This is a genomic window from Arenimonas sp. (genome assembly GCF_041919775.1).
Taxonomy (GTDB): Bacteria; Pseudomonadota; Gammaproteobacteria; order Xanthomonadales; family Xanthomonadaceae; genus Arenimonas.
On sequence record NZ_JAYRTE010000017.1, the window covers coordinates 22,266 to 40,345 of the forward strand.

Annotated in this window: 15 protein-coding genes; 4 read left to right on the forward strand and 11 right to left on the reverse strand. The window is 68.3% G+C overall.

Going from position 1 to position 18,080, the window contains the following annotated elements; translation table 11 throughout:
- The first annotated feature begins 1 nt into the window (after position 1).
- Positions 2-3,436, forward strand: a complete 3,435-nt coding sequence (locus ACE3TE_RS10140) for an efflux RND transporter permease subunit (RefSeq protein WP_374604577.1) — start codon at positions 2-4, stop codon at positions 3,434-3,436.
- Positions 3,433-6,522, forward strand: a complete 3,090-nt coding sequence (locus ACE3TE_RS10145; RefSeq protein WP_374604578.1) for an efflux RND transporter permease subunit — start codon at positions 3,433-3,435, stop codon at positions 6,520-6,522. The genes ACE3TE_RS10140 and ACE3TE_RS10145 overlap by 4 nt, the downstream gene beginning before the upstream one ends.
- A 98-nt stretch (positions 6,523-6,620) precedes the next feature.
- On the opposite strand, the gene ACE3TE_RS10150 is transcribed toward ACE3TE_RS10145, so the two are convergent.
- The 7 genes from ACE3TE_RS10150 to ACE3TE_RS10180 form a co-directional block, all read right to left on the reverse strand.
- Positions 6,621-7,835 carry a TraB/GumN family protein gene (locus ACE3TE_RS10150; protein WP_374604580.1) on the reverse strand — a complete coding sequence of 405 codons (1,215 nt, stop codon included), beginning with the start codon at positions 7,833-7,835 and terminating at the stop codon, positions 6,621-6,623.
- Positions 7,832-8,719 carry a carbon-nitrogen hydrolase gene (locus tag ACE3TE_RS10155; protein ID WP_374604582.1) on the reverse strand — a complete coding sequence of 296 codons (888 nt, stop codon included), beginning with the start codon at positions 8,717-8,719 and terminating at the stop codon, positions 7,832-7,834. Before ACE3TE_RS10155 ends, ACE3TE_RS10150 begins: the two co-directional genes overlap by 4 nt.
- Positions 8,716-9,747, reverse strand: a complete 1,032-nt coding sequence (locus tag ACE3TE_RS10160) for an agmatine/peptidylarginine deiminase (RefSeq protein ID WP_374604584.1) — start codon at positions 9,745-9,747, stop codon at positions 8,716-8,718. The genes ACE3TE_RS10155 and ACE3TE_RS10160 overlap by 4 nt, the downstream gene beginning before the upstream one ends.
- A 6-nt stretch (positions 9,748-9,753) precedes the next feature.
- Entirely contained in the window at positions 9,754-10,098 is a 345-nt protein-coding gene (locus tag ACE3TE_RS10165; protein WP_374604586.1) for a hypothetical protein, read from the reverse strand.
- A gap of 151 nt (positions 10,099-10,249) precedes the next feature.
- Complete coding sequence (gene ykgO, locus ACE3TE_RS10170; protein ID WP_005913193.1) at positions 10,250-10,375, reverse strand: type B 50S ribosomal protein L36; 126 nt, start codon at positions 10,373-10,375, stop codon at positions 10,250-10,252.
- A gap of 154 nt (positions 10,376-10,529) precedes the next feature.
- Positions 10,530-11,156: a TetR/AcrR family transcriptional regulator gene (locus ACE3TE_RS10175; protein WP_374604624.1), complete on the reverse strand. Its 627-nt coding sequence runs from the start codon at positions 11,154-11,156 to the stop codon at positions 10,530-10,532.
- A 9-nt stretch (positions 11,157-11,165) separates the two neighbouring features.
- Positions 11,166-11,423: an acyl-CoA-binding protein gene (locus ACE3TE_RS10180; protein WP_374604626.1), complete on the reverse strand. Its 258-nt coding sequence runs from the start codon at positions 11,421-11,423 to the stop codon at positions 11,166-11,168.
- 150 nt (positions 11,424-11,573) lie between these two features.
- On the opposite strand from ACE3TE_RS10180, the gene ACE3TE_RS10185 reads away from it, so the two are divergent.
- On the forward strand, positions 11,574-13,562 hold the full coding sequence (locus ACE3TE_RS10185; protein WP_374604628.1) for an SDR family oxidoreductase: 1,989 nt from the start codon (positions 11,574-11,576) through the stop codon (positions 13,560-13,562).
- Positions 13,563-13,565: 3 nt separating this feature from the next.
- Here the strand turns inward: ACE3TE_RS10185 and ACE3TE_RS10190 are convergent, their stop codons facing one another.
- The 3 genes from ACE3TE_RS10190 to ACE3TE_RS10200 form a co-directional block, all read right to left on the reverse strand.
- Complete coding sequence (locus ACE3TE_RS10190) at positions 13,566-14,630, reverse strand: restriction endonuclease (RefSeq protein WP_374604629.1); 1,065 nt, start codon at positions 14,628-14,630, stop codon at positions 13,566-13,568.
- A 196-nt stretch (positions 14,631-14,826) separates the two neighbouring features.
- Positions 14,827-15,507 carry a phasin family protein gene (locus ACE3TE_RS10195; RefSeq protein WP_374604630.1) on the reverse strand — a complete coding sequence of 227 codons (681 nt, stop codon included), beginning with the start codon at positions 15,505-15,507 and terminating at the stop codon, positions 14,827-14,829.
- Between the two features lie 118 nt (positions 15,508-15,625).
- Complete coding sequence (locus ACE3TE_RS10200) at positions 15,626-16,888, reverse strand: patatin-like phospholipase family protein (protein WP_374604631.1); 1,263 nt, start codon at positions 16,886-16,888, stop codon at positions 15,626-15,628.
- 109 nt (positions 16,889-16,997) lie between these two features.
- Here ACE3TE_RS10200 and ACE3TE_RS10205 point away from each other — a divergent pair, with 109 nt between their 5' ends.
- Positions 16,998-17,771, forward strand: coding sequence for a hypothetical protein (locus ACE3TE_RS10205; protein ID WP_374604633.1), 774 nt, complete (start codon positions 16,998-17,000; stop codon positions 17,769-17,771).
- Here the strand turns inward: ACE3TE_RS10205 and ACE3TE_RS10210 are convergent.
- A complete protein-coding gene (locus ACE3TE_RS10210) occupies positions 17,716-17,991 on the reverse strand; it encodes a polyhydroxyalkanoic acid system family protein (RefSeq protein WP_374604634.1) in 276 nt (91 codons plus the stop codon). The two genes, ACE3TE_RS10205 and ACE3TE_RS10210, sit on opposite strands and share 56 nt — an antisense overlap.
- Between the last annotated feature and the right edge of the window lie 89 nt (positions 17,992-18,080).

The following is an 18,080-nucleotide window of genomic DNA, read 5'->3' on the forward strand; positions in this document are numbered from 1 at the left end:
CATGAACCTGGCAGAATTTTCCGTTCGCCGCCGCGTCACCATCCTGATGGTGACGCTGACCTTCGTGCTGTTCGGCCTGATCGGCCTGGGTGCGCTGCCGGTCAACCTGCTGCCGGACCTGAGCTACCCGACGCTGACCGTTCGCACCGAATACACCGGCGCGGCGCCGGCCGAAATCGAAACCCTGGTCAGCGAGCCGGTCGAAGAGGCCGTGGGCGTGGTCAAGGGGCTGCGCAAGCTCAAGTCGGTCTCGCGCACCGGCCAGAGCGACGTGGTGCTCGAGTTTGCCTGGGGCACCGACATGGACCGCGCCAGCCTGGAGGTGCGCGACAAGCTCGAAACCCTGCGCCTGCCGCTGGAAGCAGAACAGCCGGTACTGCTGCGCTTCAACCCGTCCACCGAGCCGGTACTGCGCCTGGTGCTGTCCGATGCCAGCGAAAACCCCGGCGAAGCCTCGCTCGTGCGCCTGCGCCGCTATGCCGACGAAGAGCTCAAGAAGCAGCTCGAGCCGGTCGAGGGCGTCGCGGCGGTCAAGGCCGGCGGTGGCCTCGAGGACGAGATCCAGGTCGACATCGACCAGCAGCGGCTGGCCCAGCTCAACCTCGGCATCGGCACCGTCATCGAACGCCTGAACGCGGAGAACGTGAACATCTCCGGCGGTCGCATCGAGGACGGCAACCAGCGTTACCTCGTGCGAACCGTCAACCAGTTCGCCGACGTCGAGCAGATGCGCGACATGCTGGTGACCGCGCGCACCAACGGCGGCGGCAACAGCGCCGCGCAGGAAGCCGCCGCGGCGGCCGCGCGCGTGGCGGCGCTGACCGGCTCGGCCGAAGCCCTGGCCGCCTCGGCCTCGGCGCAGAGCGCTGCATCCGGCGGTGGCAACAGCCCAGGCGGTGGCCAGGCTATCCGGCTGCGCGACATCGCGACGATCACCCAGGGCTTCAAGGAACGCGAGGCCATCATCCGCCTGGGCGGCAAGGAAGCGGTGGAACTGGCGATCTACAAGGAAGGCGACGCCAACACCGTCAACGTCGCCGACGCCGTCCACCAGTCGCTCGATCGCCTGCGCCGGGAGCTGCCGGCCGGCGTCGAGCTGACGGTGGTCGACGACCAGGCGGTGTTCATCCGCCAGGCGCTTTCGGAAGTCAAGAAGGACGCGCTGCTCGGCGGCCTGCTGGCGATCCTGATGATCTTCTTCTTCCTGCGCGACGGCTGGAGCACCTTCGTCATCTCGCTGTCGCTGCCGATCTCGCTGATCGCCACCTTCTTCTTCATGGACCAGATGAACCTGAGCCTGAACGTCATGTCGCTCGGCGGCCTGGCGCTCGCGACCGGGCTCGTGGTGGACGACTCGATCGTCGTGCTCGAATCGATTGCCAAGGCGCGCGAACGCGGGCTGGGCATCGTCGAGGCGGCGATCACCGGCACCCGCGAGGTCAGCATGGCGGTGGTGGCGTCCACGCTGACCAATGTCGCGGTGTTCCTGCCGCTGGTGTTCGTCGAGGGCGTCGCCGGCCAGCTGTTCAAGGACCAGGCGCTGACGATCTCGATCGCCATCCTGATGTCGCTGGCGGTGTCGCTCACCCTGATCCCGATGCTGTCCTCGCTCAAGGCCAAGGCGCCGATGGCGTTCCCGCCCGAAGCCCCGCATCCGGATTGGCAGCCGAGAAACGCCGCGCTCAAGCCGGCCGCGATGGCCTGGCGCGGGACGAAAAAGGGGTTCGGCGGCCTGGTCTTCGGGCTGGCGTGGATCGTGGTGTCGGCCTTCCGCGTGCTCGCCGGCACGCTCGGCCGGGCGCTGTCCTTCGTCGGTGGCCATGTGATGAAACCCTATGACTGGGCGGAGCGCCGCTATGCGCGCCTGCTGCCCGGCGCGCTGGACCGGCCGGGCCTGGTGCTGGGTTCGTCGGCGCTGGCTTTCCTGCTGTCGCTGGCGCTGGTGCCGACGCTGGGCCTGGACCTGATCCCGCAGCTGGCCCAGGACCGTTTCGAGATGACGGTGAAACTGCCGGCCGGCACGCCGCTGCGCGAGACCGACGGCGTGGTGCGCAGCGTCCAGGAGGCCCATGCCGACGAACCTGGCGTATTCGCGCTCTACGGCGTCAGCGGCAGCGGCACGCGCCTGGACGCCAGCCCGACCGAATCGGGCGAGAACATCGGCAAGCTGACCGTGGTGCTGGGCGGTGGCTACAGCAGCGAAAGCGAAGCGGCGATCACGGGTCGCCTGCGCGAGACCATGGCGCAGCGTTTTCCGGGCGCCGAGGTTAAGTTCGGCCGCCCGGAGATCTTCAGCTTCTCCACGCCGCTGGAAATCGAACTGCACGGCGCCGAGCTCGAGGGCCTGGAAGCGGCCGGGCGCCAGCTGGTCGGCCTGATGGAGGGCTCCGACCGCTTCGTCGACATCAAGTCGACCGTCGCCGAGGGTTACCCCGAGATCCAGATCCGCTTCGACCAGGAACGCGCCGCCTCGCTGGGCCTGACGACGCGCCAGGTCGCCGACCAGGTAGTGCGAAAGGTGCGCGGCGAAGTCGCCACGCGCTACAGCGTGCGCGACCGCAAGATCGACGTGCTGGTGCGTTCGCGCGAAGCCGACCGCGGCTCGGTGGACGCCATCCGCAAGCTGATCGTCAATCCCGAGGCCGCGGTGCCGGTGACCCTGGAGAGCGTCGCCGACGTCGTGGCCACCACCGGCCCCAGCGAAATCCACCACGCCAACCAGGGCCGCGTCGCGATCATCTCGGCGAACCTGGCCCATGGCGACCTGGGCAGCGCCGTCGCCGAAGTCGAGCGCCTGGTCGCTGAAAATCCGCTGGGTGCGGGCGTCGGCCTGCGCATCGGCGGCCAGGGCGAAGAGCTTTCGGCCTCGATCAGTTCGCTGCTGTTCGCCTTCGGGCTGGCGGTTTTCCTGGTCTACCTGGTCATGGCCTCGCAGTTCGAATCGCTGCTGCATCCGTTCGTGATCCTGTTCACCATCCCGCTGGCCCTGGTCGGTGCGGTGCTGGCGCTGGTGCTGTCACGTTCGAGCCTGTCGGTGGTGGTCTTCATCGGGCTGATCCTGCTGGTCGGCATCGTGGTCAAGAACGCGATCATCCTGATCGACAAGGTCAACCAGCTGCGAATCGCCGGCACGCCCAAGCGCGAGGCCATCCTCGAGGGCGCGCGTTCGCGCCTGCGGCCGATCGCGATGACTTCGCTGACCGCGCTGCTGGGCTTCCTGCCGATGGCGGTGCTGCCGGGCGAGGGCGCCGAGGTTCGGGCGCCGATGGCCATCACCGTGATCGGTGGCCTGGCGGTGTCGACCCTGCTGACGCTGGTGGTGATCCCGGTGGTTTATTACCTGCTCGACCGCCGCAGCGATGAAAGCTACGTGGCCCGCGCCCGGCCGATCGTCATCGATTCCGACGGCGCCGAGCCCGATGGAGCCCGCGCATGAGCATCGCCGAACTCAGCCTGCGGCGCCCGGTCACGGTGATCATGTTCTTCGTGTCGATGGTCGTCATCGGCCTGATCGCTGCGTTCCGGCTGCCGCTGGAACAGTTCCCCGACCTCAATGCCCCCTTCCTCGCGGTTGAACTTCCGTACCCGGGCTCGACCCCGCAGGAAGTCGAACGCAACCTGGTGCGGCCGGTCGAGGAAGCGCTGTCCACCCTGCAGGGCATCAAGCGACTCAACTCAATGAGCCGCGCCGACGGCGGCAGCGTCTGGGTCGAGTTCTCCGACTGGGACCGCGACGTCGAGGTGCTGGCTTCGGAGGCACGCGAGCGAATCGACGCCACCCGCGACGAGCTGCCGGACGACTTCCAGCGTTACCAGGTGATGAAGTTCTCCACCAGCGACGCGCCGGTGCTGCGCGTGCGCCTGGCCAGCGAGCGCGACCTCACCGGCGAATACGACCTGATCGACCTCAAGCTCAAGCGCCAGCTCGAGCGCATGCCCGGCGTTGCCCGGGTCGAGATTTCCGGTGCGATGCCCAGCGAGATCGAGATCGCGATCGATCCCGACCGCCTCTCGGCCCACGGCCTGAGCCTCAACGAACTGGCACGCACGCTGCAGACCGTCAACTTCTCGGTCTCCGCGGGCACCATCGAAGACGGCCAGCGCCGGCTGCGCGTGCAGCCGGTCGGCGAGCTGCGCGACATCGGCGAGCTGCGCGCGCTGGTCGTCGGTCCGAACGGGCTGCGCCTGGAGCAGGTCGCCGACGTACGCCTCAAGCCCACGCGGATGAACTACGGCCGCCGGCTCGAGGGCAGGCCCGCGGTCGGCATCGACGTCTTCAAGGAGCGCGACGCCAACCTCGTGGACGTCGCGCGGACCGCGCTGGAGGAAATCGACCGCATCGGCCAGCAGCCGGAATTCAAGGGCATCCGCGTCACCCTGATCGACAACCAGGGCGAGAACGTCACCAGTTCGCTGCTTGAACTGACCGAAGCCGGCGTGATCGGCCTGGTGCTGTCGGTGGCGGTGCTGTTCTTCTTCCTGCGGCACTGGCCGTCGACGCTGATGGTGAGCCTGGCGATCCCGATCTGCTTCGTGATGACCCTGGGCTTCATGTATTTCCTGGACGTCACCCTGAACGTGCTGACGATGATGGGCCTTCTGCTGGCCGTCGGCATGCTGGTGGACAACGCCGTCGTGGTGGTCGAGAGCATCTACCAGGAGCGCGAGAAACACCCCGGCAACGCCGGCCTGGCTTCGATCGTCGGCACCCGGAACGTGGCCATCGCGCTGTCCGCCGGCACGCTGAGCCACTGCATCGTGTTCGTGCCCAACCTGTTCGGCGAGACCAACCAGATCAGCATTTTCATGGTGCAGATCGCGGTGACCATCTGCGTTTCGCTGCTGGCGTCCTGGCTGGTCGCGATCAGCCTGATCCCCATGCTTTCGGCGCGCATGAAGACGCCGCCCGCGGCGACCTCGCGCAGCGGCGTGATCGCCCGCATGCAGGAGCGGTATGCCCGCATGCTGGAATGGACGCTGCGCCACCGAGGCGCCAGCGTCGCGGGCATCTTGCTGATCGTGCTGGTCAGCGCGGTGCCGATGACCCAGACCAAGTTCGACTTCTTCTACCAGGAGCCTGGCCGCGAGCTGGACATGTTCTATCGCTGGAACGGCGCCTACTCGCTGCCGCAGGTGTCCGAGGAAGTTGCCCGCGTCGAGCGCTACCTCGACGAGAACCGCGACGAGCTGCAGATCGAGCAGATCTATTCCTGGTACAGCGAACAGGGTTGGGCCGGCACCAAGGTCACGCTCCGCAGCGAAGGCCGCGGGTTGCGTGATCCGCTGGAGGTCATGGAGCAGATCCGCGAAGAGATGCCGAAGTCGGCGCGCGCCACCGTGGGCTTCGAACAGGGTGGGCAGCAGGGCGGGCAGGGCAATGCCGACAAGGTGCAGGTGGCGCTGATCGGGGATTCCTCGGAGCTGCTAAAGGAAATCTCGCAGGACATCATCCCGCAGCTGGCGACGCGCAAGGAGCTTCGCGACGTGCGCGTGGACACCGGCGACGAGAACTCGGAACTGGCGATCAGCGTCGACCGCGAGCGCGCCCTGTCCTACGGATTCAGCGCCGAGGAGGTCGCCCGTTACGTCGGCACCGCGCTGCGCGGCACGCCGCTGCGCGAATTCCGCCGCGGCGAGACCGAAGTGCCGGTGTGGGTGCGATTCGACGGCGCCGAGGAGTTCGGTGTCGAGGACCTGGCCGGCCTGACCCTGCGCGCGCCCGACGGCACCTCGATTCCGATGCTGAGCCTGGTCAACGTGCAGACCCAGGCCGCGTCGACCCAGGTGTTCCGCCAGGACCGCCGCACCACCCTGAACATCGAGGCCAACCTCGCCGAGGGCGTCACTGCGCCCGACGCCCGCAAGGCGATGGAGGAGGTGCTGTCGGCGCTGAGCCTGCCGCCGGGTTACCTGTGGAGCTTCGACGGCATGTTCCGGCAGAACGACGAGGCCGGACAGCAGATGCTCTTCAACACCCTGCTGGCGCTGGTGATGATCTACGTGGTGATGGCGGCGGTGTTCGAGTCGCTGCTGTTCCCGGCGGCGATCATGTCCAGCATTGTGTTCTCGATCTTCGGCGTGTTCTGGCTGTTCTGGATCACCGGCACGGTGTTCACGATCATGGCCGCGATCGGGATCCTGGTCCTGATGGGCGTGGTGGTGAACAACGGCATCGTGATGGTCGAGCACATCAACACCCTGCGCCGGCAGGGGCTGGACCGCACGACGGCGCTGGTGCAGGGCAGCCGCGACCGGCTGCGGCCGATCCTGATGACCATGGGCACGGCGATCCTGGGCATGGTGCCGATCGCACTGAGCACCACCCAGATCGGTGGCGGCGGCCCGCCGTATTACCCCATGGCGCGTGCGATCGCCGGCGGCCTGGCGTTCTCGACCCTGGTCAGCCTGCTGTTCCTGCCGACGATCTACGCGATCCTGGACGACCTGCGCGAGGCGGTTTCGCGGCGCATCGCCCGGGCTAAGGCGAAGGCGCCGCTGGGCGGCGCGGAGGCCAGGACGTAAAACCGGGGTCAGAGTCGAATTTCCAAAACCCGGGTCAGGATCGAACGGGCAACAGGCGACTCTGGCCCGGGTTTTGGAAATTCGACTCTGACCCCAACTCAGGCCAGCTTGCCGATCAGGTTGGCACCGCCGATCCAGACGGCGATCGCGGTGCCGGCGCTGGTGAGGAAGAAGTTCACCAGCACCCGGGCGACGCGGTTTTTCCACCAGCCGCTGATGTGGCCGGTGTCGTCGCGCAGGCGCAGGAAATCGGCGTAGGTCGGTTTGCGCACCCAGGCCTCGACCAGGGCGCTGACGGTGCCCGAGGCCAGCGCCGGATGCAGCGGCGTCAGCGGTGAGGAAACCGCCGCGGCCAGGATGCTCAGCGGGTGGCCGCCGGCGGCCAGGCATCCCAGCGCGCCGCCGGCCGCGGTGATCAGCGCCCACTGCAGCACCAGTTCGCCGCCGAGTTCGGCGCCGCCCTGCCAGAAACCCCAGGCGAAACCGCCGAGCAGGAACACCGCCAGGAAGATCGTGAACCAGGGGATGCCCGAGGAGCGCGGCAGCTCGTTGAGCGCGTCGATCGCCCTCGCGGGCTCGTCGTGGTTGCCGCGCAGGTGCTCGGCCAGGCCCTTGAGGTGGCCGGCGCCGACCACCGCCAGCACTTCGCGGCCGCCGTCGGCGCCGACCTGGCGCAGGCGGTTGGCCATGAACTGGTCGCGCTCGGCGATGATCGCCCGGTACAGCGGCGGGCTGCCGGCGGCGAATTCACCGAAGCTGGCTTCGAGGAAGTCGCCCTTCTTGAGGCGCTCGATCTCGTCCTCTTCCACCGACTCATCGGCCATCAGGCTGGCGCCGAGGCCGGCGATGAGCTTGCTGCGGCCCCATAAGCCGAGGCCGCCGAAGGCGCGGCGAAGGGTGATGCCGACATCGCGGTCGACCAGGGCCAGGCGCAGTCCACGCGCCTGTGCGCCTACGGCCGCGGCCTTGAGTTCGGCGCCGGGTTCGACCTTCAGCTGTTCGGCCAGCCGGCGCTGGTAGGCCGCCAGCGCCAGGTTGGCGGCGACCAGGCCGGTCTTGCCTTCGCGCAGGATCTGGAACAGGTCGAGTTTCGACAGTGCATCGGGATCGGTCAGCGCGCGGTGGCGCTGGGCGTCGAGTTCGACCGCGATGGTGTCGTAGCGGCCGCTGGCGAGCGCGGCTTCCACCGCGTCGACGCTGGCCTGGGAGACGTGGGCGGTTCCCAGCAGCGTGTAACGCACGCCGTCGCGTTCGACGATGGCGTGGGGCTGGTCCTGCAGGCCGTCCGGGACGGTGTCGGCGGCGGCGTTCAATCCCGGTACCGCTTGAGCAGGTCGCCGTAGGCGTCGATGCGGCGGTCGCGCAGGAAGGGCCAGATGCGGCGCACGTCCTCGCTGCGGGCCAGGTCGACGTCGGTCACCAGCACTTCGGGATCGTCGGTGCCGGCCTCGGCCAGGAACTCGCCCTGCGGGCCCAGCACGTGGCTCGAGCCCCAGAAGCGGATGCCGGAGGCGCCGATCGGCGAAGGCTCGTGGCCGACGCGGTTGCAGCTGAGCACGGGCAGGCCGTTGGCGACGGCGTGACCACGATGGCTGAGGATCCAGGCACCGCGCTGGCGGTCCTTTTCACCCGGCTCGTCGTCGGGGTCCCAGCCGATGGCAGTGGGGTAGAGCAGCAGGTCGGCACCGGCCAGCGCCATCAGGCGCGCCGCTTCCGGATACCACTGGTCCCAGCAGACCAGCACGCCGAGGCGGCCGACCGAGGTGTCGATGGGCTCAAAGCCCAGGTCGCCCGGGGTGAAGTAGAACTTCTCGTAGAAGCCCGGGTCGTCCGGGATGTGCATCTTGCGGTACTTGCCGGCGATCGAACCGTCGGTTTCAAAGACCACCGCGGTGTTGTGGTACAGGCCGGCGGCGCGGCGCTCGAACAGCGAGGACACGAGCACGACGCCGTGTTTCTTCGCCAGCGCGCCCAGGCGTTCTGTGCTGGGCCCGGGAATCGCCTCGGCGCGATCGAATTCGCTCGTGGCCTCGTGCTGGCAGAAATAGGCGCCGTTGTGCAGCTCCTGCAGCAGCACCAGCTTCGCGCCGGCGGCCGCAGCGTCGGCGACGCGGGCTTCGATGTTGGCCAGGTTGGCCTCGACGCTGCCGTGGTCGCGATCCTGCACCAGGGCAACGCGCAGTGGGTTCTTCTTCATGCCAGCAGCCCTTCGGGTAGTTGCATGGTGACGCAGTGCAGGCTGCCGTTCTGCCAGATCAGCGGCCGGCAGTTCACCGGGACGATTTCGCGGTCCGGGAATGCTTCGCCCAGGACCGAAGCGGCGGCGCCGTCGGCGACATCGCCATAGGCCGGCATCAGCACGGCGCCGTTGATGATCAGGAAATTGGCGTAGGACGCCGCCAGCCGGCGGCCCTCGTCCAGCACCGGGCGCGCCCAGGGCAGCGGGAAGAGGCGGTAAGGCCGGCCATCGGGGGTGCGCAGCGCGGCCAGTTCGGCGGCCATGGCCTGCAGTTCGGCGTAGTGGCTGTCGTCCGGATCGTCGCAGGCCTGGTAGACGATGGCGTCGGCCGCGGCGAAGCGGGCGAGGGTGTCGATGTGGGCGTCGGTGTCGTCGCCCTCGAGGTAACCACGCTCCAGCCAGAGGGTGCGCGACTGCACCAGTTCCCGCTCAAGCAGGGCGGTGATCTCGGCACGCGACTTGCCGGGGTGGCGCTCGTGCAGGCAGCGCCAGGTGCTCAGCAGGCTGCCGCGACCGTCGGTCTCGATGCCGCCGCCTTCGAGCGCGAAGTCCACGCGCCGGTGGCTGGCATCGGCGAAGAGGCCAGCGGCATGCAGCTTGCCGACCAGCAGGTCATCGCGGCCGGCTTCGAACTTGCCGCCCCAGGCGGTGAAGTGGAAATCGAGCAGGCGGAAACCCGCGCCTTCGCGCAGGGTGATCGGCCCGGAGTCGCGCAGCCAGGTGTCGTCGTAATCGACCTCGAAGAAGCGGACCTGCCCCAGGTCAACGCCGGCCGAGGCCAGCTGGGCGGCGGCACGTTCGCGCAGTGCCGGCCCGGCCACGCAGACCAGCGCCGGCTGGAAGCGGGTGATTGCGGCCACCAGGCCCACGTAGGTCTGCTCGACCTGGGCCAGTCGATCGGCCCAGTCGGTGCCTTCGTGCGGCCACGCGAGAAGGACGGCGGACTGGGGTTCCCATTCCGCCGGGAAGCGAAGGTGTTGTGACATTTGGCTTTACTGGACGGGCTTGGGACCGATCTCGTCGGGCTGGCTCTTCGCGGCCACGGCGTCGACGACGTGGTTGTATTCGAAGTAGACCGAGAAAGCGGGGTAATCCCAGCGGGTGATCGGCGGGTTGTACTTGCGCGAATTCGGGCCTGCGACCGGCGCATGCTTGCGCTGCGGCACGCCGTAGGCGGCCTCGATCTGGGCCATGGACTGGCCGCGGGCGGGCAGGGCGGCGGATTCGACCTGGACGCGTTCGACCAGCAGGATGTCGGCCGAAGCCGTGGTCGCCTGCAGCAGCAGGCCGGTCGCCAGGGCAAGGGCCAGGGCCAAGGTGTGGGATTGGGCCTTCATGGAGCACCTCCGCGGGATCGTCGGGATGACGGGTAGGGTCGGGATCATCGCAAAACCTGCCTGAACGCGCCATCCGCCCCCGGAACCGGTGCCGGGCCAACAAAAACGCCGGCTTTCGCCGGCGTCTTCGTTTCCAACCTGGCTGCCGCGCTTAGCGCTGGCGGGCCTTGAAACGCGGGTTGGACTTGCAGATGACAAAGACCTTGCCGCGACGGCGCACGACCTTGCAGTCGCGATGGCGGGTCTTCGCCGACTTCAGGGACGAGAGCACTTTCATGACAGTTCCTCAAAGGGTTTGGGGCGATAAAGAAGCGGGAGTATAGCCGAGTCCAAAACGGCTTGCAATACAAGCGTTTGCCCCGGTTGGAGCGGCCCCTCCCACAAGGGCAAAGCAGAAGATTCGCGCCTGAAGGCGCTCCTACAGGGGGGGATCAGCGCAGGTAGGCCTGGGTCAGGGTGTTCAGGTGGACCCGTTCGGCGTCGCGCAGCAGGGGCGAGAGCAGCATCATCACCTGGACGATGCCCCGGCGGATCGCCTCGTTTTCGTCGCGGTCGCCCCGGACCGAGGCGTAGTTGAGCCAGAACGTCGCCAGCACCAGGATGTTCGTGGCCGTGGCCTCGACCTCCGCCGCCGAGGCCCGCATCACCCCGGCCTGGACCAGCCCGCGCATGCCCGAGGTGGCGTTGTCCGCCGCCCGCTTCAGGATGCGGGCGAAACGCAGGCGCAGCCGCCGGTTGCGGCTGAGGATGTCGACCAGGTCCCGGTACAGGAAGCGATAGTCCCAGATCGCCTCGAACACCAGGTGCAGCTGCAGCCAGATGTCCTCCAGGTCCCGCAGCCGCCCTTCGGGCGCCACCAGGGCCGTGTCCATGCGCTCCTCATAGCGCGCGAACAGCTGCTCGATGATGTCGTCCTTGTTCCGGAAGTGGTAGTACAGGTTGCCCGGGCTGATCTCCAGCTCGTCGGCGATGTGGTTGGTCGTGACGTTCGGTTCGCCCTGTTCGTTGAACATGGCGAGGGAGGCATCGAGGATGCGCTGGCGGGTCTGCCTGGCCATCCGGGGCCGTCAGCTACGAAGCGTCTTCACGAGGGCCACGTATTTCTTCATGGCTTCCTCCTGCTTCATCCCGGCCAGCTTTTCCCAGGCCTCGTACTTTGCCGTGCCGACGAAATCGAAGAAGCCCGGCTTCGGGCCGCTGACGTCGCCTTCCGAACCCTGCTTGTACAGCGCGTACAGGCGCAGCATCGTGTCGTTGTCCGGTCGCTCGGACAGGTCCATCACGTCCTTGGCGGCGTTCTGGAAGTCGGTTTTCAGGTCGGCCATCGTCTCGGATCCCCACAATCGAAGCACCGGTGATAGCACGGCCCCCGGACAAGTTCAACGAAGGGTTTGCCGGCCGCGCCGGGGTCTGGCAACTTAGCCACATCGCCGGCCGTTCCGGCCGGTCCCGGGGTCAAGGGCAGGGGAGAGGTCATGTCGTATTTCGTCACGGGCGCCACCGGTTTCATCGGGCGCTACCTGGTCAGCAACCTGCTCAAGCGCAAGGGCACCATCCACGTGCTGGTTCGCAAGGGCTCGGAGAAGAAGCTCGAGGCGATCGCCAGCTCGATGGGCTGGGACCGCAAGCGCATCGTCATCGTCAACGGCGACCTGTCCAAGCCGAAACTGGGCCTGGCGCCGGCGAAGGTGAAGGCGCTGTCGGGCAAGGTGAAGCATTTCTTCCACCTGGCCGCCATTTACGACCTCTCCGCCGACGCCGCTTCGCAGCAGGTGGCCAATATCGACGGCACCCGCCACGCCATCGAACTGGCGGCGGCGATCAAGGCCGGCTGTTTCCACCACACCAGCTCGATCGCGGCGGCCGGCCTGTACCCCGGCGTGTTCCGCGAGGACATGTTCGACGAGGCCGAAGGCCTGCGCGACCCCTACCTGCGCACCAAGCACGAGTCCGAGGGCATCGTGCGCAAGGAGTGCAAGGTGCCGTTCCGCATCTACCGCCCGTCGATGGTCATCGGCCATTCGAAGACCGGCGAGATGGACAAGATCGACGGCCCGTATTACCTGTTCACGCTGATCAAGAAGATGCGCCAGGCGCTGCCGCAGTGGGTGCCAACCCTGGGCATCGAAGGCGGGCGCATCAACGTGGTGCCGGTGGATTTCGTCGCCGACGCGATGGACCACATCGCCCACAAGCGCGGCCTCGACGGCCAGTGTTTCCACCTGGTCGATCCCGCGCCGATGCGCTTCGGCGAGCTTATGAACACCTTCTGCCGCGCCGCGCATGCTCCCGAGATGACCATGCGCCTGGACGCGCGCATGCTGGCGGTGGTGCCGGGCGCCGTGCGCAACGCGGTCACCAACCTGCCGCCGGTCAAGCGCTTCACGGCGATGCTGTTGCGCGACCTGAAATTGCCGCCGGCCACGCTGTCCTTCATCACCTATCCCACCAAGTTCGACACCCGCGTCGTCGAAAGGGCGCTCAAGGGCAGCAGGATCACGGTGCCGGACCTCGAGTCCTACGCCTGGCGCATCTGGGACTACTGGGAGCGCCACCTCGACCCGGACCTGTTCGTCGACCGCACCCTGCGCGGCCACGTTTCCGGCAAGGTGGTGCTGATCACCGGCGGTTCGTCAGGCATCGGCAAGGCCACGGCGATCAAGGTCGCCGAAGCGGGCGCCAAGGTCATCATCGTCGCCCGCGGCGAGGAGGAGCTCTTCCGCACCCGCGACGAGATCCTCGCCGCCGGCGGCAAGTGCTGGGCCTACACCTGCGACCTGACCGACCTCTCGAGCTGCGACAAGCTGGTGGCCACCGTGCTGGCCGAACACAAGGCCGTGGACATCCTGGTCAACAACGCCGGCCGCTCCATTCGTCGCTCGGTCGAGCTCAGCTACGACCGCTTCCACGACTACGAGCGCACGATGCAGCTGAACTACTTCGGCTGCCTGCGCCTGATCATGGGCTTCCTGCCGGCCATGACCCAGCGCCGCAAGGGCCACGTGGTCAACATCAGCTCGATCGGCGTGCTGGCCAGTTCGCCGCGTTTTTCCGCCTACGTCGCGTCCAAGGCGGCGCTCGATGCCTTCAGCCGCTGTGCCCAGGCCGAGTTCAGCGGCAAGAACATCGCCTTCACCACGGTCAACATGCCGCTGGTGAAAACGCCGATGATCGCGCCGACCAAGATGTACGAATCGGTGCCGACGCTTACGCCCGAGGAAGCCGCCGACCTGGTGGTCAAGGCGATCATCGAACGGCCCAGCCGCGTGGCCACCCGCATGGGCATCTTCGCCGCAACGCTCAACGCCGTGGCGCCCAAGGCCTACGAAGTGATCATGAACACCGCGTTCGAGATGTTCCCGGACTCGGCCGCGGCCAAGGGCGACCGCAAGGCGCTCAAGGACGAGCGGCCGACCAACGAACAGGTGGCCTTCGCCGCGCTGATGCGCGGCGTGCACTGGTAGCCGTTACTGGCACTGCCGCCAGCGCACCTGGCCGGTTCCGCCGGCCGGGGGCTCGAGCTGCAGGCGCGTGTAGCGCAGTTCCTCGTACTGCACGAGGATCGCGCAGGCCTCGTTGACCAGGCCGGTGTCGATGCCGTCGGCGCGGTTCATCCGGATGACCAGGGTCGACTGGGTCGACCAGATCGCACTGTCGGCCGCCTCGAGTTCGCCGACTTCGGCGGCCGCGGCCAGGCGTCGCTCGATGCGTTCCTGTTCGGTCAGGCGGGCGACTTCCTCGAGCTCACGCAGTGCGCCTTCGGCGTCGCGCGAGGCCTGGTCGGTGAAGCGGGACTCCGGGGCTGCGGGTCCGGCCGCGGTCGGGTCGTCGGCCGGGGCGTCCGTCGCAGGGGCGGCGGCGGGCGCGGCCGTCGTCGGGGCGGGGGCGGGAGCCGGGTTGGCCGCAGGGCTGGCCAGGGTTTCAACGTCGCCCGATTGCAGCGAATACCCGAGGCCGAACACCGCCAGTCCGAACAGGGCGCTGGCGACGATGCCCAGGCGCTGGCCCTTGCGGATTTCGCGGGCAGCCTGTTCCCGGATCGCGGCCACCATCTGCGGCGCCGCGAAGGGTTCCACCTGGGGCCAGAGGCTGCGGCCGTCGGTCAGGTCGACGCCGTAGCGTCGCGCGAGGTCGCGTGCGAAACCCTCGGCGGTGCCCAGCGTCACCAGCATGCCGCTGGCGGCGCCCTGCAGCTGCACCGCATTGGCGAAATCACGCACGTTGGCCTCGCCCAGGCGGTAGGCGGTGCCGTGCTTGTAACCCAGCAGGCAGCGCTCGTCGCCCTTGACCAGCAGGAACTCGGCGCCGCCGTCACCCGGCTGGCGGCTCGAAGGCAGTTCCTTGTAGCCCTTCTCCTCCATCGCCTGCAGCACCAGGCCGGCGCACTCGCGCCACTTCATGCCCGCAAGGGCCTGGACGCCGGCCTGGGTTTCGGCCAGCCGGCGGCGATGCACGCCAAACCACCAGGTGCTGACGAGCAGCGCGGCGATGGTGGCGACAAGGGCGGCAACGAGGGGGCTGAGGCCGAACATCCGGTCACTCCGAAATCAGTGGGGGGCGGGGGAAGCTGCCAGAGGATAACGCGGAAAGCCGGGCGTATTGGCCGCGCAAACGCAACGGGCCCGGCTGATGCCGGGCCCGTGGGTCATCAAAGTCCGTCCGCCAGCCGGGAGCCGCAAGGGGAGGGAGCGAGCGGTTTCCGCTGCTGGCTGGCGGACGGAAAGCGGGTCAGGCGGTCGGGGCCTGCGGCGCAACCGGCTTCGGCGCCTTGGGCAGGCCCGGCTTGCCGGCCTTCTTCGCGGCCGGCTTGCGCGCGGCCTTGGCCGGGGCCGCCTTGCGGGCCGGCTTGGCGGCCTTCTTCGCTGCCGGCTTGGCGGCGGCTTTGCGGGTGGCCTTCTTCGCGGCCGGCTTGCGCGCGGCCGGCGCCTTGGCGGCAGCCGACTTCGTCGCCGGACGCGACAGCTTGCGCAGCTCGGCATTGAGTTCGTGCACGCGCTTGTTCAGTTCGACCAGGTCCTCGCGGCCGGGGACACCGAGGCGGTTGAGGGCACGCTGCACGCGGTCCTCGAAAACCTTTTCGAGGCGGTCCCAGGTGTCGACGGCGCGCTCGCGCACCACGCCCACGCGGTCCTCGACAGCATCGCGCACGGCATCGACGCTGCCGGTGGCCAGCTTGCGGGTGTTCTGCTCGATGCTCATGCCTTCATGGACCAGGGCTTCGAAAAGCTTGGAGCCTTCGCCCTGGGCGCGATGGAAGGCACCCATGCCGGCCATCCAGATCTGCTGCGCGGAACCGACGATGGAACGCGACACCTGTTCGGCGCGGGCCTGCAGGTCGGCGGCGGAAGCGGCGGCGGGCTTGCGCTTGGGCGAGGCCTTGGCGCGGGCGTTCTTCTTGAGCTTGGCCATGCTGGATTACTCCATCTGTTCGGTTTGGGCACGGGGGCCGAGTGCCGCCAATCTGGCCCCTGTGTCTAGAGTTTTCACACCATTGGCGGCGCCCGGACCAGGGGCCGTGGCGCGTGGTTCAGCGCCGGCGGGCGCCGGTGCGCCGGCCACGTCCGGGCTGGCGTTCGCGCACCAGCAGGTCGACGTCGTCCAGGGCCCGGCGCAGCCGCGCGGTGGCCTCGGTGGGACGAGCCGGCGTGCCCAGGCCGTCCATGATCGAAACGCCGGGGTCGTCCAGGATTTCCGCGCGCAGCGTCAGGCCGTGGCGGGCAAGCACCGGCGCGAGCTCGGCGCGCCGGCGCCGCAGGTCGTTGAGCGTCGAGCGGAAGGCGTGCTCGCAGACCCGCTGCCGCGAGGAATAGCTGAAGACGTTGGTGAAGAACATCTCGCCATCGTCCTCGTTGGGTTCGAACACCACCTGGTCGACGTCGGGGTAGAGCTCGGCGTATTTTTCCAGGCCCACGCGCATGCGCGACTGCAGCAGCGTGCGGAAAGTCTGCGAAAGCACGACCGGAAGGCCGCCCTCGCTGATCATGTTCATGCCCTCGGGCGGGCGGCCGGCGGTCTTGGCGTTGAAGGGCACGAAGGGATTGACGCCCAGCATCAGGTCGATGCCGTGGTCTAGCACCGTCGAGGCATGCATGGTGCGGCGCAGGGCCCCGTCGACGAAGTGGTGGCCACCGATGTCCACCGGCGGGTACAGGCCGGGCAGGGCGGAACTGGCCTGGACCGCGCGCGAGATGCTGACGTCGTCCCAGCCGGGCGAACCGAAGCGCACCGCCTCGCCGCTGTCGAGGTCGACCGCGACCACGTAAAGCTTGGCCGCCAGCTCCCGGAAATCGTTGCTGCGGCCGCGCATGGTGAAGACCTTGCGCAGGAAGGTTTCGATGCCGCGGTTGTCGAACAGGCCGGTGGGGATGGCGCCGCCGAAGCGGCCGACCAGTTCGCTCAGGTGCGAGCCGGTGGGGTCGGTCAGCAGGTCCTTCCACCAGTCGAAGGCCAGGCGCGGCACCGCCGAGGCGCGGCGCACGTATTCCATGAAGGCCGGGCGCAGGAACATCTGCGGATGGAACTTCACCTCGTCGCTGTCGCCGCTGATGAAGATCCGGCACATCTCGGCCGTATCAAGCCGGTTGGCCAGGCCCGCGGCCAGGAAAGCGCCGGAGCTGACGCCGACATAGACTTCCAGGCGGGTCAGGTCCAGGCCTTCGATCGCCACGTCCAGCGCCCGCAGGGCGCCCAGTTCATACATGCCGCCGATCGGGCCGCCGCCGGCGATGGCCAGGCCGATGCGGCCCTGGCTGGGGGGTTGGCGCTTCCGGGCGGGCTGCAGAACGAGCATGCTATGGAATCATTCCTTGATGGCGCGGCGATTGTAGCCGCATGAATACCCTGCCCAGTGTGAACCGTTTCCATTTCCCGATTCCCGGTTGTGCCGGGAGCGCCAGCCGATGAGCCAGGTCCTGCTGCGCCAGCGCCTGGCCAAGCGGCTGGCCTGGCAGAAGGCCGTCAACGACCCGGTGCGCGATCCGCGCAACCGCTTGCCGCAGCTCCAGGCCCTGCAGGCCTGGCAGGCACGGCGGTTGTCGGAGAGCTTCACCGACTTCAAGAACAACGAACGGATGCGGCCGGCGGCGGAGTTTTTCCTGACCGACCTCTACGGCGAACGGGATTTTTCCGGGCGCGACCGCGACGTGGCCCGGGTCATGCCGATGATGTCGCGCCTGCTGCCCGACGGCCTGCTGGTGGCCGCCGCCGACGCCATCGGGCTGGCGGTGCTCAGCCACGCCTTCGACCTGCGCATGGCCGGACAGCTGGCCCTGCGCCCCCGTCCCGACGCCCCGATCTCGCTGGCCGACTACGGCGAGGCCTACCGGGCCGTCGGCTGCCCGCGGCTGCGGCGCCGGCAGATCGAGCTGATCCTGGGCGTGGGCTGGACCCTGGACGCAGCGGTGAAAAAGCACGGTGTCTACAAGATCCTGCGCGCCTCGCGCCTTCCGGCGAAGGCCGCCGGGCTGTCGGAGCTGCAGGGTTTCCTGGAGCGCGGCTTCGGCGCCTTCGACGCCCTGGGCGGGGCCGGTGATTTCCTCGAGGCCATCGGCCACCGGGAGCGGGAAGCCTCGCGCCGGCTGTTCGCCGGCCACCCCGACCCCTTCGGAAATCCCCGGCCTAGCCGAACTCGCGGTCGAGGTACTGGTGGATCTCGCGCTCGATCGGCCCCTTGATCGCGCCCAGCAGGAAACCCAGTTTGGCGGTCACGTGCACTTCCTTCGGCGAAACGGCGATGTGGCCGTCGACGCCGCCGCGGGTGAAGGCCATGGTGTCGCCCTCCCAGCCGTACTCGACGTCGAACTTTTCGGCCAGGTGTTCGGCCACCCGTTCTATCGCCGCACGGGCTTCCTTCAGCGGGCGCGAGTGTTTTCGAGTGATGTCGATATGGGACATGGCTTCCTCCTGGACGGCCTATTCTGCTTGGCTTCGCCGTATCCACCAAGCGGGCCCGGCATCCTCGCCGTGCTAGATTCGCGGCCGGA